The 14349-nt window shown below is 56.4% G+C and carries 27 protein-coding genes; 18 read left to right on the top strand and 9 right to left on the bottom strand.

Annotation, left to right across the window (positions count from 1 at the left end; translation table 11 throughout):
- Positions 1–722 precede the first annotated feature (722 nt).
- Positions 723–923, bottom strand: coding sequence for a hypothetical protein (locus LOY54_RS14360; RefSeq protein WP_156160167.1), 201 nt, complete (start codon positions 921–923; stop codon positions 723–725).
- Positions 924–1437: 514 nt separating this feature from the next.
- Here LOY54_RS14360 and LOY54_RS14355 point away from each other — a divergent pair.
- A complete protein-coding gene (locus LOY54_RS14355) occupies positions 1438–1764 on the top strand; it encodes a DUF1654 domain-containing protein (RefSeq protein ID WP_258593594.1) in 327 nt (108 codons plus the stop codon).
- A gap of 52 nt (positions 1765–1816) precedes the next feature.
- On the opposite strand, the gene LOY54_RS14350 is transcribed toward LOY54_RS14355, so the two are convergent.
- From LOY54_RS14350 to LOY54_RS14325, 6 genes are all read right to left on the bottom strand, one after another.
- Complete coding sequence (locus LOY54_RS14350) at positions 1817–2194, bottom strand: hypothetical protein (protein ID WP_258606840.1); 378 nt, start codon at positions 2192–2194, stop codon at positions 1817–1819.
- 202 nt (positions 2195–2396) lie between these two features.
- Positions 2397–2750, bottom strand: a complete 354-nt coding sequence (locus LOY54_RS14345) for a gamma-glutamylcyclotransferase family protein (protein ID WP_258593590.1) — start codon at positions 2748–2750, stop codon at positions 2397–2399.
- Between the two features lie 375 nt (positions 2751–3125).
- Positions 3126–3371 (bottom strand): hypothetical protein, encoded by a 246-nt coding sequence (locus tag LOY54_RS14340; RefSeq protein WP_258593588.1) that lies wholly within the window; start codon positions 3369–3371, stop codon positions 3126–3128.
- A 171-nt stretch (positions 3372–3542) separates the two neighbouring features.
- Positions 3543–4043, bottom strand: coding sequence for a DUF2388 domain-containing protein (locus tag LOY54_RS14335; RefSeq protein WP_309475556.1), 501 nt, complete (start codon positions 4041–4043; stop codon positions 3543–3545).
- A gap of 243 nt (positions 4044–4286) precedes the next feature.
- The gene (locus LOY54_RS14330) at positions 4287–4523 is read right to left on the bottom strand and encodes a hypothetical protein (RefSeq protein WP_258593586.1); all 237 of its coding nucleotides are present in this window, start codon (positions 4521–4523) and stop codon (positions 4287–4289) included.
- 2 nt (positions 4524–4525) lie between these two features.
- Positions 4526–5383, bottom strand: a complete 858-nt coding sequence (locus tag LOY54_RS14325; protein ID WP_258593584.1) for an XRE family transcriptional regulator — start codon at positions 5381–5383, stop codon at positions 4526–4528.
- Positions 5384–5471: 88 nt separating this feature from the next.
- Here LOY54_RS14325 and LOY54_RS14320 point away from each other — a divergent pair, with 88 nt between their 5' ends.
- The 13 genes from LOY54_RS14320 to LOY54_RS14260 all read left to right on the top strand — a co-directional run bounded on the left by LOY54_RS14320 (position 5472) and on the right by LOY54_RS14260 (position 12228).
- A complete protein-coding gene (locus tag LOY54_RS14320; protein ID WP_258606839.1) occupies positions 5472–5648 on the top strand; it encodes a Cro/CI family transcriptional regulator in 177 nt (58 codons plus the stop codon).
- Between the two features lie 56 nt (positions 5649–5704).
- A complete protein-coding gene (locus LOY54_RS14315) occupies positions 5705–5917 on the top strand; it encodes a hypothetical protein (RefSeq protein ID WP_045194481.1) in 213 nt (70 codons plus the stop codon).
- An 18-nt stretch (positions 5918–5935) separates the two neighbouring features.
- Positions 5936–6148: a hypothetical protein gene (locus LOY54_RS14310; protein ID WP_045194480.1), complete on the top strand. Its 213-nt coding sequence runs from the start codon at positions 5936–5938 to the stop codon at positions 6146–6148.
- Positions 6149–6362: 214 nt separating this feature from the next.
- Positions 6363–7340, top strand: a complete 978-nt coding sequence (locus tag LOY54_RS14305; RefSeq protein WP_258606838.1) for a phage replication protein — start codon at positions 6363–6365, stop codon at positions 7338–7340.
- A complete protein-coding gene (locus LOY54_RS14300) occupies positions 7327–8121 on the top strand; it encodes a hypothetical protein (protein ID WP_258606836.1) in 795 nt (264 codons plus the stop codon). Before LOY54_RS14305 ends, LOY54_RS14300 begins: the two co-directional genes overlap by 14 nt.
- On the top strand, positions 8121–8522 hold the full coding sequence (locus tag LOY54_RS14295) for a hypothetical protein (RefSeq protein ID WP_258606834.1): 402 nt from the start codon (positions 8121–8123) through the stop codon (positions 8520–8522). Before LOY54_RS14300 ends, LOY54_RS14295 begins: the two co-directional genes overlap by 1 nt.
- The gene (locus LOY54_RS14290) at positions 8515–8985 is read left to right on the top strand and encodes a hypothetical protein (protein ID WP_258606833.1); all 471 of its coding nucleotides are present in this window, start codon (positions 8515–8517) and stop codon (positions 8983–8985) included. Before LOY54_RS14295 ends, LOY54_RS14290 begins: the two co-directional genes overlap by 8 nt.
- Complete coding sequence (locus tag LOY54_RS14285; protein ID WP_258606832.1) at positions 8982–9584, top strand: recombination protein NinG; 603 nt, start codon at positions 8982–8984, stop codon at positions 9582–9584. The genes LOY54_RS14290 and LOY54_RS14285 overlap by 4 nt, the downstream gene beginning before the upstream one ends.
- Positions 9581–9730 carry a hypothetical protein gene (locus LOY54_RS14280; RefSeq protein WP_258606831.1) on the top strand — a complete coding sequence of 50 codons (150 nt, stop codon included), beginning with the start codon at positions 9581–9583 and terminating at the stop codon, positions 9728–9730. Before LOY54_RS14285 ends, LOY54_RS14280 begins: the two co-directional genes overlap by 4 nt.
- Complete coding sequence (locus LOY54_RS14275; protein WP_258606829.1) at positions 9721–10311, top strand: hypothetical protein; 591 nt, start codon at positions 9721–9723, stop codon at positions 10309–10311. The genes LOY54_RS14280 and LOY54_RS14275 overlap by 10 nt, the downstream gene beginning before the upstream one ends.
- A 306-nt stretch (positions 10312–10617) precedes the next feature.
- Positions 10618–10800: a Com family DNA-binding transcriptional regulator gene (locus LOY54_RS14270; RefSeq protein WP_093382470.1), complete on the top strand. Its 183-nt coding sequence runs from the start codon at positions 10618–10620 to the stop codon at positions 10798–10800.
- A gap of 13 nt (positions 10801–10813) precedes the next feature.
- Complete coding sequence (locus tag LOY54_RS14265) at positions 10814–11650, top strand: putidacin L1 family lectin-like bacteriocin (RefSeq protein ID WP_258606826.1); 837 nt, start codon at positions 10814–10816, stop codon at positions 11648–11650.
- A 374-nt stretch (positions 11651–12024) separates the two neighbouring features.
- A complete protein-coding gene (locus LOY54_RS14260) occupies positions 12025–12228 on the top strand; it encodes a hypothetical protein (RefSeq protein ID WP_258606824.1) in 204 nt (67 codons plus the stop codon).
- Positions 12229–12279: 51 nt separating this feature from the next.
- Here the strand turns inward: LOY54_RS14260 and LOY54_RS14255 are convergent, their stop codons facing one another.
- Entirely contained in the window at positions 12280–12693 is a 414-nt protein-coding gene (locus tag LOY54_RS14255; protein WP_258606822.1) for a hypothetical protein, read from the bottom strand.
- 181 nt (positions 12694–12874) lie between these two features.
- Between LOY54_RS14255 and LOY54_RS14250 the strand changes: the two genes are divergently transcribed.
- Positions 12875–13210: a phage holin, lambda family gene (locus LOY54_RS14250; RefSeq protein WP_093382485.1), complete on the top strand. Its 336-nt coding sequence runs from the start codon at positions 12875–12877 to the stop codon at positions 13208–13210.
- A 39-nt stretch (positions 13211–13249) separates the two neighbouring features.
- Here the strand turns inward: LOY54_RS14250 and LOY54_RS14245 are convergent, their stop codons facing one another.
- Entirely contained in the window at positions 13250–13486 is a 237-nt protein-coding gene (locus tag LOY54_RS14245) for a hypothetical protein (RefSeq protein ID WP_258606819.1), read from the bottom strand.
- Positions 13487–13606: 120 nt separating this feature from the next.
- Here LOY54_RS14245 and LOY54_RS14240 point away from each other — a divergent pair, with 120 nt between their 5' ends.
- Genes LOY54_RS14240 through LOY54_RS27455 form a run of 3 tightly spaced genes read left to right on the top strand, consistent with a single transcriptional unit; the run spans position 13607 to position 14327 of the window.
- Positions 13607–13837, top strand: coding sequence for a hypothetical protein (locus LOY54_RS14240; protein WP_258606817.1), 231 nt, complete (start codon positions 13607–13609; stop codon positions 13835–13837).
- Between the two features lie 8 nt (positions 13838–13845).
- Entirely contained in the window at positions 13846–14061 is a 216-nt protein-coding gene (locus tag LOY54_RS14235) for a hypothetical protein (protein WP_258606815.1), read from the top strand.
- Entirely contained in the window at positions 14058–14327 is a 270-nt protein-coding gene (locus LOY54_RS27455; RefSeq protein ID WP_309475646.1) for a hypothetical protein, read from the top strand. Before LOY54_RS14235 ends, LOY54_RS27455 begins: the two co-directional genes overlap by 4 nt.
- The last annotated feature ends 22 nt before the right edge of the window (positions 14328–14349 follow it).

The raw sequence follows: 14349 nt of genomic DNA, 5'->3' as shown, positions 1-14349 counted from the left end.
GTACTGATCCTCTGGACCGCATTGGTCAGGAGCCAGGCGCGGGTGACCAAACCCAGCCATAAGACTGGCCTGGCACCTGCCAATGCGATCGATATGAAGGGAAGGGGATGCAGGCGCCCGGCGCTGCCCGGGAAGCATCTGGTCTGGCCGGGAAGGCCCCGGATTCGCCTGCGGTGATGCGATCTGCATCGGGGTGTGATCTGGCCGGGATTCGAACCCGAAAGGCTTACGTCGACTTCGGCAGCGCTACCTTATCGACCGCACTCTGCACGCAGAGCGCCCCTGTACCAAACGAGGCAAACGCCAAATTACACCCCGATGCAGCCTGCGATGGGGGGCAGGGCATCGGGCCGTCTTTCCGGCTGTCAGGGAATACAGCCTGTTTTTACAGGGTCAGGCTCCCTGTTTCCTCGCTTTCCACAGTCGAGGGAAACCGGCTAGGATCTTGGATCCACAGTCGAAATAAGGAACATCGTTATGACGGATTACATGGTGCGGGTTGAGCTGCTCAAAGCGAGCTGCGATGACTATGAAGATCTTCATGCCGGGATGGAGTCCCTAGGCCTGAACAAGACGGTTACCTTTGAGGACGGCAGCATTCGAAAGCTACCGATCGGCACTTACTATGGATCAAGCAAGCTTGAGATCACCGATCTTCGCGAGAGGATCAGGAACCTTGCAAATCCGCTCTCTGCACCCGGCGGGCCTTGGATTTTCGTATCTCAGTCCGAGACATGGTCTGCTTGGTTACCAACGACCTGAGACTTCCCGCCGCCGGCAAACGGTCTGCCTTTAGGCATTCCATCGGCCCAGTATTTAAGGTGATTCATCGCGATCGAGAAGGCTTCGTCAAAGCTAATGCTTTCGTCAGTCGCGATCTCCTGAACAATTTCCTGCACTCGATCTGTCTGTTCAGCGTTCATCGTCTTGCCCTCCAGGGCGGTTGATTTCCCGTCAGCCCCTCGTGAGAAGGGCTGCCAGTGAAATCGTCATGCTTGCGGGAAAGGAGACTATTTATGTCCCTTTCCAATCTATTTGGTGACGCTTTACATCACCTCGTGCATGAGGCGACTGATTGGTCAGTGTCCAGGCTCGCTACTGGCGGCAGCCTGGACTTACATCGCTCGTTGTTCCTCCGACCGCGACCCTGGTCCGCCGGATAACTGTTCTTGGCGCTTTACGCTGCACGCCCGGGGCAGTTGCCACCCCTCTGGACTGTTGAGGCCTGTCCATCGCTGCCTTTGAATCTGGGCCGGTGTCGATCCGGCAAGGTGTGTCGCTAAAGAGCAGGGCCGCTTGAGGCCCTCTGCCGGCTGCTTGTGTTTCTAATGCAAGTCGGCTTGCACGCATAAAAGCATGCTTGCTTATTTAATGCAAGCAAGCTTGTGTTTCTTTTTTGTACTGTATGTTTATCCAGTGTTCGCAGAGAGGGAGAAAATGGCCAAGCAGCAGAAGAAGGAAGCACTACAGGCTCGACAGGAGATGACCGGCTTGGAGCGGCTGGGCCTGAGAGTGTCGTCAATGATCAATCACCCGATCGCGCAGTTGCAGCGCTGGGTGACGATCCATCGGCTCGACACAGATGGGGATTTAGAATGGGAGGAGGTGATGGGGCTGCTTTCCGAAACGCCAGAGTTGGACCTAACCTTCAATGACGACGGAAGCGTGACAGTCAAGTGGGAGAAGCAGAACTCCGAGGATCGTGATGACCTGGTGATTTCGAAGGATTGGGAAGAAGAAGTGGAGGAGGCGGCGCCTTTCTGACAGCCAACAAAAAAGCCCGCTCAATGGCGGGCTTCTGTCTTAGTTGAGAGGCTTACGGCGCGTGTCCGAATTTGCGACGGAAGTCATCTTCAAGCATCTGACATGCTCCACTAATTATGCTGCGCGCATTGGCAGGTCCCGAATAGGAAGATTCCCGGTCGCGGCAAAGATCAATCGCAGCTCGCGCCTCGGACTTTGCCTTGCCTTCGGGGGTGCTGCCAACGTAGGCACCGAATCCCAGGAACGCCACAAGCAGCGCGACAGCCGTAATTGAGATCTTGGCCAGGACGCCCATTCCTTTTGGCTTGTCAACGAAGCCAGACGGGAGGACGATCTTCTGGCTCAGATCTGCTTGGCAATGTTTGCAGCGAATGGCTTCAGCCTTGATCGTCTCGGCACAGTAGGGGCATTGCTTCTCGGAAGGTTCCAATTTTGATCTCCTTATCGGGTCGCCCATCCAACCACCCCGGCCCAGCGCCATCACGCAAGCGAAGAAAGGCCCGCTCTACGTAAGCGTTCCGAGACAACAAATTGCAAATCCCAGCATTCCGGTGTTAGGTGCCGACTGCTTAAGAGGTCGAGTTCACCGGGAATGCTGGACTCACTATGCGCCAACGAATTTCTTGAATTTGTTAGGCTTTTACATACACCCATGCTGTCAACCCGGAGACAAGCCCCACTGCAACACGCTTGTAGTCGGAAACCTCGTAGGCATCCGCTGCACGTAGCTCTTGTGGGGTGATCTGGAAGACCATGCCTGAAACAGTTTCCTCAGGGTTTGCACTAGGGATGACAATCGGATGGTGTGTTTTCCCGCTAGTGGCAAGCACCTCTGGATCAGTAATTTCAACGTAGGACTCTTTGTAGCCGGCCATGCGATCAGGCTGCCCAACTAGCTCTCGGCCAAAGTTGGCTACCTGAACGGCCTTGTCCTGCAAGGTGCCATAAGAAAACAGCAAAACTTTAAAATCCTGATGCAACGTCATATTCCTTCCTTTAAGTTATCCATCACAAAGGCAAAACATTAGCTTGGTTAGGAAGCTAAATCCGGCGTCCAGCAGTGCGGCAGAAGCAGGCTTATATCAGTCGCACGATGTGTTGGCAAACGAGTCAGAGCGTCCTTCAAATAGGTGAGTTCGCCGGACGTTTACGGACCTGAGCCATAACGCAGGCAAAGAAAAGCCCGCCTGGGGGAGGGCGGGCTAAGTGTTCCACGGATGAGAATTCACCATGCCTGCGCCGGGGTGAAAATTTCGTGAAGGTATGAAAGAGCCCGCACAAGGCGGGCTGCTTTTCCACACGGGGTGCTGATCCGTCAGCTGATTTTAGTGTAGCCAAGCGATATCAGTTCGCCAGCTTTCTCAATCCTCTGGATCCCCAGATTCTTCCGGACTCCACCTGGCGATCAAGTCGACCAGCAATTCGGCAATGGCATCGCTGTTTTCTGATAGCACTTCAAGGTGCTCACTGACACGATGGTATGTCTCAGTGGAGCCTCGCTGGTCGATCCAAATCCCGATTTCTTCAATAGCTGCGCCCAAAGCATTGATGTTTTGATTCAGCCGGCTGAGCAGGGCAGGTGTCGGATCATCTGGAAGTGCGGCCATGTTGATTCCTCTAAGGTGCTGAGGAAAGCGTAGCAGGCAGTAAAAAGCTCGCCGACGCGAGCTCTCATGACTGGAGTAGTCAGTTATGGGGTTAGCCGTCCAAGTTAAGAGAGAGCATCAGTTAGAAGCCCAGACTGAGCCTGGCTTGTATGTAAATACGAAGGGGAAGATTCAGAAAGTTGTGACGATTGCTAGGGCTAATTGGTCATCAGTCATATGTGGCGGACTGTAGGCTGAATGATAGTACCGAACTGCCTGCTCAAACTGAGCGCCGCGAATTTCACCTTCTGAGCCAATGAATGCGAGGGCGTCGTCCTTCGCCTTTATCATCATCGAGGGGCCGTAGACTGTGAATGCTGTGGTTCCACCGAGGATCATCGTTGGAACCATGGTGGTGACTGTCAGGGTTCTCTCTACGGGGTTCTTGACTTCAAACGCTACAGCGCCAGCGCTGATCGATGCCATAAAGACAATCGCTAGGGTCTTCCATGATTCCATTCCTTGATGCTTCCATTGCGATCTGAGGGCGACACGATAGCAGAGCAGGGGATCAGCAGAAACAGCAATCCCGGCGCTGGGCCGGGCTGTATAAGGGTTCTTTTGTTTTAGCTGGGAAGAGATCTTAGGATTGGGGCGAGATATTGCATGAACCATGCACCAGGTGCCGCCCACCGTCGAGCCGACTACCTCCACTAGGCCGAGAGCACCCGCAGCGCTATCTGGCCCTTGGGCACCATGTTTTTCTCGATGCGATCAAGGCGAGTCTCGATCTTTCCAAGCGAGACCACTACAGTCATCCCGCCTTCAAGCGCTCGCAATCAGGCATGAAGAAGCCCGCCGAGGCGGGCTTTATTCTGAGGGCAGTCAGAGTATGCTGGAGGTCTCGGCGCAGCTCTTGGTTGGGCTTGCCCGGGCTCATTCCTTTGTCCTTTTCACTCGGCCCGCCTTCACCTCTTCGGCATACCCCTCCAGCTTGTCCTCGACATCCTGGAAGCGCAGAGCAATCTGCATCAGCTCGTTTGTTCCGTCTTCATCGCCGGCAGCAAGCAATTTCTTGGCAAAAACGAACAGATCCACGCCCGACCACTTGAGGGCAGCAGCTGCTTCTTTCAGATCGCGGTGCAGCTCTTGGTTGGGCTTGGTCAGGGGCATGGCTACACCAGATGAGCGTTCCAGACCAACAGTACCCGGGCCTGAATGTAGGTCTCATCGACGCGGATGTTTTCGGGCGGATGATTGGTGTTGTCCGAAACCATCTTGAAATAGTCGCGACCTTTCTTCTGCAGGCGCTTGATGTACTGGTGCCCCTGGTGCGAGAAAAAGTAGATCCCATCACCCTCAAATTCACGGATGCTCACATCCACGATTAAGGGGTCACGGTTTTTGATGGTAGGGGCCATCGACTGCCCCCGGCCTGTGATCAGCTTGAGGTGATAATGCTCTTTGAACTCGACGCCCAGTTCTCGTAGGTGCCTAGGGCTAACCCGAATGTCTTGCAGCATCTCCGGAAAGTCGTGAGTCACCTCGCCATCACCCATGGCGCCACTCACATCATAGTGGGCAATCCACACCTCATCCCCGACAAGCCCAGGCCGTGAAAAGTCGACAGTGACAACGTTCCCGGCCTTCAGCTCGGCCGCTGTTTCCTCAACCGCGCTTGCGATCATTCGGCGCGCGTCTTCAGAAAGATTCTTTCCATGCTTGGCAAGCATCTGTTGAACGAGATCTGCGGATGACTTCGTCTCTTGGTCTTCCGATTCTAGGTTCGGTGCTTCTTTACGACGCGGCGGCTCTCCCTTCCCGGATAGCAACCAATCGACTGTCGTGTCATAGCCGTCCGCAAGCGCGACCAGGTTTTCGTTCTTGATGTTCTCGGTGTCGCCGGCAAACCACTGACGCACAGCCTCATAGCTGATGCCGCAAGTGGTGGCTATGTCTCGTTTAACGCTCCGAACCCCAATAGCGGGCTTCCTCGCGACTACGAGTTTCGTAATTCGATCAGTGATTTTCATGAGGGCAATCTACAAGAGTGCTTGTCAAGCATGCTTGTTTTAAAAATACAAGCATGCTTGAATATGTGTATGAGCAAAGGAGGTCGGTATGACCAAGTCGCAAGCAATCAAGCATTTCGGCTCCATTTCCTCGCTGGCCAAGGCCCTCGGCGTTACGTACGAGGCTGTCCGTCAGTGGGAAATGGTGCCGGAGTTGCGCCAGTACCAAATTGAGCGAATCACCAAGGGCGCCTTGAAAGCCAGCCTGCAAGACGAAGCGGCTTAGTCATACGCCCCACCGATCCGCACAACCTCATTCCAACCGCAAGGAGCAACACCTGTATGGCCTACGACAACCCCGCCCATAAGCGCAGTGAAGTTTGCAAGCTCCGCTACAAGCCTGAGGACTTGCGTTATCTGCGCATGGAGGCGAAGCGCGCGGGCATGCAATTGGCTACCTACATCCATGACCTTTCGCTCATGGCTCGCCGCCTGGGCGCAGCTGAACTCATTCGCGAGATGAACGGCTTGGGTGAACAGGATAAGTCGGCCTAACGGGCCTTTGGAGGCCCAATGCACGAATCAATTTTCGATGCGTTGGAGGACGAGGCGAAAGATGAAGTCCGGCAGTTGAGTGCCGAGCTCGGATGGAGTCTCGAACACACCGCACAGGAATACCTCCGGGCAGGACAGTCGCTGGCAATCCAGCTCCAAATGGAGCGGATGAAAAGGCCAGCACAAGTCCTGTCTCTGGTGGGACACAAAAAGGCCCTCGATGTGGGCTGATTGTGGGAAGCGGGAGGCCCTCTTTGGGGCTTTTTGCAGGCACAAAAAAGCCGACGTACGAGGTCGGCTCATTTGCAAAACTAGAGAGGCCCGATTATGCAGAGCCAGATCGCTTCAAGCAATACCCAGAATCTCGCGCCACGAAATGCGAACCGCGAAAACGTGGCGCGCACTTTGTCGCTGTATGCGATGTCCCGATTGGGCGGGATCTGACATGCAGTTCACCGTGACGATCAACCAGGCAAAGGCGCTCGAATGGGGGCTCAACTCCCAGCAAGCGCTGCTGTTCGCGTTCGTCTACGGCTGCCCGAGCTGGGCAAAAGCGTTGAAGACGGATGACGGGATCTTCTTTGCACTGAGCAAGGCCAAGATCGTGGAAGAGTTGCCTTTGCTGACCGACAAGCCCGACACGGCCTATCGGATGCTGAAGGCCTTGGAAGAAGCCGGTTTGATCGAGCTTTCCAGCACTTCGAACATCACCCTTTTCCGCCTGACCGACAAGGCAGCTGAGTGGAACAAGAAGCAGGATGGGTCGGAAAAATATCCGACCCCACCACAAACCAATGGTCGGAAAAAAATCCGATCTACCTCGGAAAAATCTCCGAGCAAGGTCGGAAAAAAATCCGAGCCAGGGTCGGAAAAATCTCCGACAAATCAGGATACCAATAATCAGGTTACCAATCAGGATACCAGTCACAGCTTGCAGGACGGCTCGGACAAGCCGAACCAGTCCCGCGGCTTGGTGCTGGTTGTTGATCGCACCGATGCCCCCCGGGTTGAGATCCCGGCCGACATGCCTGGCCCCAAGGATCAGACCTGCAAAACCTTCAAGGTCTGGGCGAACTACGCCATGGCTTACCGTAAGCGTTACAGCACCTGGCCGGTGTGGAACGCCAAGGTCGGTGGCCAGCTCGGCCAACTGGTCGACCGCCTCGGTGCTGACGTCGCTCACCACGTCGCCGCCCACTACCTGAAAACCAGCGATGCGGCAGTTTTGCGCAAGTGCCACAGCCTCAACGAACTGCTGGTGAACGCCGAGAGCTACCACACCCAATGGGTGACCGGTCAGCGGGTCAACGGGACCACCGCGCGCCAGATGGAACGCACCGAAGCAAACCTGTCCGCAGCGGAACAGGCGGCTCAACTGGTTCTGGCCAAGCGCCAGGCAGGGGAGCGCAATGAATACCTGTGAAATGAACGATTCCCAGGTAGCAGGATTGGCCGCTGCCATTTGCGCTACGGCTGAAGCCATGGGGCAGGAAATGAACCCTGGCACTGCCGCGATGATGGCTGAGGACCTCTGCGCTTACCCAGTGGCTACCGTCCGCGGCGCCCTGAAGGCCTGCCGGCTTGAGGTCAAGGGAAAACTCGCCATGACGGACATCCTGCAACGAGTGCAGGCCGCTGACGGTCGCCCTGGCAAGGATGAGGCGTGGTCCATTGCCCTGACCGCCAGTGACGAAAGCGAGACCGTGGTGATGACTGCCGAGATCCAGCAAGCCATGGCCGCGGCGCAACCGGTGCTTGCGCTGGGCGACAAGGTCGGCGCCCGGATGGCGTTCATGAGCGCGTACGAACGGTTGGTTGCCGGAGCGCGGGCTGAGGCGAAGCCAGCTGCCTGGAGTGTTTCCCTCGGTTTCGATCCGGTTCGCCGAGTGACTGCCATCGAATCGGCTGTGCGTATGCAACTGATCACCCAGGAGTCGGGCACCAAGTACTTGGCCGATCTGCGCATCGCGCCCATCACCGAAGACGGCCAGGCCATCGCCGGACTGCTCACCGGTGCCCCTGTCCAAGCATCCCCGAAGCTGCGCGAGAAGCTCGCAGAAGTCCGATCAATCGTTGAGGCCGCTAAGGCCCGGCAGGACCGCGAGAAGCGCAAGAAGACCCAAGCCGATCGGGTCAATACGTATCTACGCAAGCGTAAGGCCCGCGAGGCAATCGCCGCGGCGCAATCGAAGGAAGGATTCTGATGAACATCGACAAATCAAAGTTGCAGCCCCTGCTGTGGGCAGTGGTAGGCGCCTGGAGGGCCGGCGGCCAGGAACTGCAGGAGCGCACCGACGCTTTGGATGGATTCCTTGGGGAGCACGCCGTGGAGGAGGTCGCCCTCCAGCTGCTGGCAGAGCTGAATCTTGCCTGCGAAGCGAACGACGCCTACGCCGCTGACAAGAAGAGGCTGGCATTTGCGCTAAATGATGCCAGGGCAGAGGCTGCGGCGCTGCGCAAGGATGCCGAGCGATACCGGTGGCTGCGCGATGAAGAGTACCTGCACGCCTGGGCTGACGTGCACGTGTGTGATGAGCTGCGCCGGGCAGAGCTCACGGACAAAGCCGTCGACGCAGCCATGGCGAAGGAGGTATCCCATGGCTGACCGTATCAGCGTCAACTGCCAGGCCAAGCTCTCCGAGGCCATCACCTGCCTGACCACCATGTACCGCGACAAGAAATTCGTGGTGGTGAGCCTGCGCCCTGGCAAGGACCGCACGTTGGACCAGAACGCCCTGTGGTTCGCTTTCTACAAGCGCATTGCCGAGATGACGCAGATCGGTGACGTATCGGAGGCCCGCAAGTACTGCAAGCTGCACCACGGCGTGCAGATCCTAATCAACGAGGATGAGGACTACCGAGCGGCCTGGTACCGAACTACTAAGCACCTCAACTACGAAGAGAAGCTTGGCCTGATGGGCGACTGCAAGCTGCTGGGGCCGGACGGTTTCCCGGTAACCAGTCTCTTCAATCGCGCCCAGGGCATCGCCTACACCAACCGTATCGTTGCTGACTTCACCGCCCATGGTGTGGTCTTCGACGACCTGCTGAGCCAGGAGGCCGCATGACGATCGAAAGGAAGCTGCCTAAGTCGAAAAAATGCTGTGTCGCATCGTGTGGGGCCTCATTCGTCCCTTCACGCATGGGGCAGGCTGTATGCAGTCCGGCCTGTGCGGCACTCGATGCCCCGCGTCATCGGGAAAAGGCCCGCAAGGCCATAGACCAGCGCGAGCGCCGCGAGGTCAAGGTCCGCAAGGAAAAGCTCAAGAGCCGCGGTGACTACATGCGCGAGGCCCAGGCCGAGTTCAACACCTACATCCGCCTGCGCGACCAGCACCTGCCGTGCATCAGCTGCGACTCGCTGCCCAATGATCACGACCTGATCACCGGCAGCCGCTGGGACGCCGGCCACTACCGCTCTGTTGGCGCCTGCCCGGAGCTGCGCTTCGAGCCGCTCAACGTCCACCGCCAATGCGTGAAATGCAATCGCAACCTGTCCGGTAACGCGGTCGAGTACCGCATCCGGTTGGTGCAACGCATCGGCGCCGACCGGGTGGCCTGGTTGGAAGGGCCTCATCGGGCCTGCAAGCACACCATCGACGACCTGAAGGCCATCAAGGCCGAGTACCGGGCAAAGATCAAACAGCTGAAGGAGGTTGCAGCATGACCACAGCATTGGCGTTTTTTATTCTGGCCGTGATGCTTGTGGCATCCGGCGCTGTGCTTGCCTGGGGTGCCGCAGTCGCCCGTAAGCACAGCTACGAGGAGTTTCTTTTGCGAAAGGCCAAGCGGAGGGGCGGCCCATGCAACTGAACAGCGCACGCCAAGCATGGCATGACTGCCTGTACACGGCCTGGGATAGCCAGGGCTCCTTCATCGAACAACTGGGCCTACTGGGCGCCATGGTGCAGACCACTGAAAAGCAGCGCAGTGCGAGTCATGCAGTGCACCAGGCGCTGGCAGGGCGGGTACAGTCGGCGATCGGCAAGCTGCACAGCCAGGTTCGCGCCTTCGGCAACTTCATGTACGCACCGGCCTGCAGTGACGACGATCGCGAGACCGCTGAAGAGGTTGTGTTTAACAACGCGCTGGCAAGATCTGGTCGGATGACGGCGGCGAAACGTGAGCGGTGCGAATACGTGGCCAAAGGTGTCATGTTCCGGTACCGCCGCATGCACCAGGGCGGGCAGTCTTCCTGTGAAGATCCCTTCGCAAGCCCTGAGTGGTTCAAGAAGTGGATCGATGATGTCTACGGCGTGAGCCTGCCATCGTGTGCATGGGCCAGGGACTGGGAGCCTTTCGTGGAGATCTGCTTCGAGGTGTGCGAGGACATCGATAAGGAGGCCCTCTCACCAATTGGGGCTGTTTTGTACGAAATGAAGGAGGCCGCTTGAGGGCCTATTGCGTTCCCGCACGCGTAGTGGCATAGTTTCCCCATCGTTACAGTTTTGCCTTAGGCAAATACCTAAAAGAAACCGGCCAATGAGCCGGTTTTTTTTATGCCCGCCAGAAACACAAAAGCCCCGACCAGTTCGGGGCTTATTCGTTTGCGCGGAATGGAAAAGAGAGGGCGACTTCAGAAGGTGTAAAGGCCACTTCCTGTAGCCGCCAGATCGCAGACTGTACCTGCAAGCCAGCCAAGGCCCTCACTGCTCGCGCGAGCGGGACGGAGCCTAGCAGAAAATCAAACGGACTTGCAGATGTTCAAAGAATTTCGTTGCGGAAAATGCAACCGACTACTCGCCCGCGTGGGTGAGTTCAGCCAGATCCAGATCAAGTGCACGCGATGCGCGACCTTGAATCATGTAAAGACCTCGAGTCTCGATTTATCGCCTTTGAGCGACATGAATGCGGCAGAGGCCGCGCAAATCATTCGACTTTAATAGGTGACAAATTATGGGTGCTCGTACACGTGTTCCTTTCACCGGCAGCGGCTCTTCGGTTCTTCCTGCCTACCAAACCATGTCTCCAGGCCAGTTCCTGCTTTCTCCAAACGGCCGCTTCAAGTTGCTGCTACAGCAAGATGCGAACCTGGTCATTCAAGACAAAGGCGTCACCGTCTGGGTGGCCAACGAAAGTCAGCCATACAGTATGACTACTCGCCTACGGAAGAAGGACCCCACAGCCTTCTACGTTCAGTATGGTGCGTTCTTGGACGACCGTGTTCGTATGCGTGTTTGGCTGACTGAGAACAGTACGTTTACCAGTAAGGATCAGTGGAACCGTACCCATCTGATCCTCCAAGACGACGGCAACATTGTCCTGGTCGATTCGCTGGCGCTTTGGAACGGTACTGGTGGTATTCCACTTGTTCCGGGATCGATCGATTCGGTCGTCTTCCCGGCGGGTACGGAATTGGTTAAAGGCCAGGTTTACCAAGCTGGTGCTAGCAAAATTTCGTTCCAGGCGGACGGCAACGTTGCCGCTTACGCCGCGGGCGGTGCTCTTGTGTGGTCGACCAAAACCCAGAATCGCGGCGCCCAACGCGCTGTCTTCCAGGCGGATGGCAACTTCGTAGTTTATGGCGCAAACAACACAGTGCTGTGGCAGTCGGGCACTGCAGGCTTCCCGGGTGCGGTCCTGCGGCTACAGCCTAACGGCGGTGTTGCGATCCTCCAGGAGAAGCCAGTTTGGGCTCGCTTCGGTTTCAAGCCCACCTATCGCCACATCCGACTGATCAACGTCGACAACGGTAACTGGAAGACCAAGGATATCTGGAGCTGGGCGTTCTGATCTTGGTGCTCTGAGACAGCTTTATCGATTGCCGATGTTAAACGGGGCGAAAACTTCGCCCATCCAAGAGAGCCACGAGCTCCAACTCCTCGCCTTTGAGCGACATGAGTCATTTAACTCTTCATTTGCTGTGCGTCGCAATGTTCGACGGCGCACGGTAAACATTCTTTTGAGGCATCGCCATTACGCGAGGCCGGTTCGTTTTCGGCTCCACCACACCCATTGCTCCAAGCTGGGAGTGCTGCTGGGGCCGCTCTGAACCAAAGGCTCGTCATATCGGTGGGCATTACACACATCTTTCGAGCACCTCAGGCAAGGTCGATATTGACCTAAAGACGGGGGCATTCACCATCAGGGGGCCGGCCGGGAACACCGTGATCGGGGACCTGGAGACGGGCAACGTTGTTGCCAGAATCGATGAAGAGCCTGCCGTCGAGCCATTGCGCCTTGGCGGGGTAACGCTCTACGGTGACCTAGCCCGCAACCTGGGCGATGTGCAGGCGATGCTGGCAGACCACGGCGTCGGTGAGCTGAGGCTTGTTAAGCCCCGCGGCGAGCCACGTAATGACGAGGCTTAAGCATCCATCAAAGGATCATCACTGACCTGACTGTTAAGCCAGTTTTTTCGTTCAACCCTTGGTTTTTTCATGGGGCTCAGTGAACACTGGCTCCTGAGCTAAAAACCACTCCAGTTCCTCGATCGGAACAGGCTGAATAGCGCGATCAGGCATTTTGATCGTGATTCCGTTGGGTACTGGTTCCTCGATCTTCTGATCGAGAGCAGTAACTCTTTCTAAGTAAGCAATCGCCGAGCCCGCTTGATACTGAAAGGCGCCCAAGTCGGAGAGCTCAAAACCATCTTCATGCAGCAATTTATTTCGATTTCGAGCGAGGTACTTGACTGACCCAACTATCTCGGGCGGTAACAAGTGAGCCACAGAGTCACATTTTTCTTGAAGGCCTCTGCCGTCCGCGCCCAGCAGGGTCAGCAGTGATTCGAGCTTCTTTGTCGCGTTGATGACTATTTCGAGCTGTGAAGTCATGACAGATGTCCGAGGGAGGCAAGCCTTGTGAGAAAGAGTTCTGTCGCTGATTTTGAAGCAGCCGTCTAGGTTGCCACTGGCTTGGGGTCAGGTCAAATATCGTCAACAACGACAGCACGTAGCCAATGCTCGCCTTACGCGGGCTTTTTTATTTATAGCTCCCCGAAAGGGAGGAACCGGAATGGCCCATATGCCAGACAAACCAGATACCTGGCTCATTATGCTTGCGTGGCTAAGCCAGCATGCACCCGCGTTCTATGCGGCCGGTCTGGCCGTGTCGATCTCAGCGTTACGAATCATTTATGGCGGCGGAACCAAGAAGGCAGCCTTCCTCGAAAGCCTGCTGTGCGGCTGTATCACCCTGGCGATGCTTTCAGGGCTTGAGTTGCTGGGCATCCCCCAGTCGGCTGCTGGAATCGTCGGCGGGATGATTGGCCTGCTAGGGGTGGACAAGATCCGCGCCTACGCCGATCGCTTCACTGGGTTCAAGTTGCCGGGACGTAATCCCGAGCAGTAAACCGCGCCACAAATTCAAGGTGCGTCATTTCGTGGCGAATCACTCACTCCTCAACACTGGGAACAACTCAGTTGGATTGCGCGATTCCATGTTCATCTTTGCGCACGCCGCACCTGCCAGCCCTTTGTTTGCATAGCTTGGCTTGAGTCGGATCTTTTCCTGGTTGTCGTAAACATCAAAGCCGCTCGACAGAGTATTAGCGTAGAAGCGACCACCTGAATGAAACGACTCCGTTGCTATTGGAACAGCTGGAACGATAACGAATCTTGGTTGCATTTTTTGTGCCTCCCCAGGCAGAGATTTAACTATTAGTCACTCATTTGGATGGCTGCCACAAACCTTCGGGATAGGCGACGGGTGGAGTCGACCATGATTCATCGAACAAAGGAGCTACCCATGGATAACCAGCACAAAAAAATCACCGGATACCGCGACCTTAGCCAAAGCGAGATCGACGGCATGAATTCGATCAAGGTGCTGGAAGCGGATGCCGGCGAGCTGTTCAAACAGATTGGCCAGATCGAGGGTGTTGACCCCCGGCTGCTGGCCCTGGCCAAGACCAACCTGCAGCAAGGCTTCATGTGGTTCGTTCGTTCGATCGCTAAACCTGCTGATCCGTTTAACTGAGGTGAGCGATGAGCATCAAGAAGACGCTTGTTCACTTCCATAACATCACGCTGACGTTGTCAGCGGATGACCTGAAGGCTGCATTGGTCGCCAAGTATGGCAGTGCTGCGGTGGAGGTACTGGGTGAGGGGGTGATCCTCCAGAACGCCAGTTACTCCACTTATTATCCAGACGAAGGTGTGAAGTTCACCTTTGCTCAGCCGCTAGAAGGGCACAACACATGACCACCATTGCCTACAAGGACGGCTTGATCGCCTACGACTCTCGCCAGACCCGGGGCGGAGTAATCGTTTCTGATGATTCCCCGAAGTGCCAGGTCGTCGACGGTGTCAGCTTCTTCCTGTCCGGCGCCGCGTGTGACGAGAAGGCCCTGATTGCGGCCTACTTCGGCACTCCATCGGCAGTTGCTGTGGAGTGCTCGGGCTATGCCGTAGATGGCGGGAAGCTACTGATGGTCGGCCATGACGACAAGACAGGCATCTGGCGGTAGGAGCTTGCCCCGTCCAACCCTG

It is taken from the genome of Pseudomonas sp. B21-032, assembly GCF_024748965.1.
Lineage (GTDB): Bacteria > Pseudomonadota > Gammaproteobacteria > Pseudomonadales > Pseudomonadaceae > Aquipseudomonas.
The sequence above is the reverse complement of the archived record's forward strand: the minus strand, read 5'-3'. Positions and strand labels throughout refer to the sequence as shown.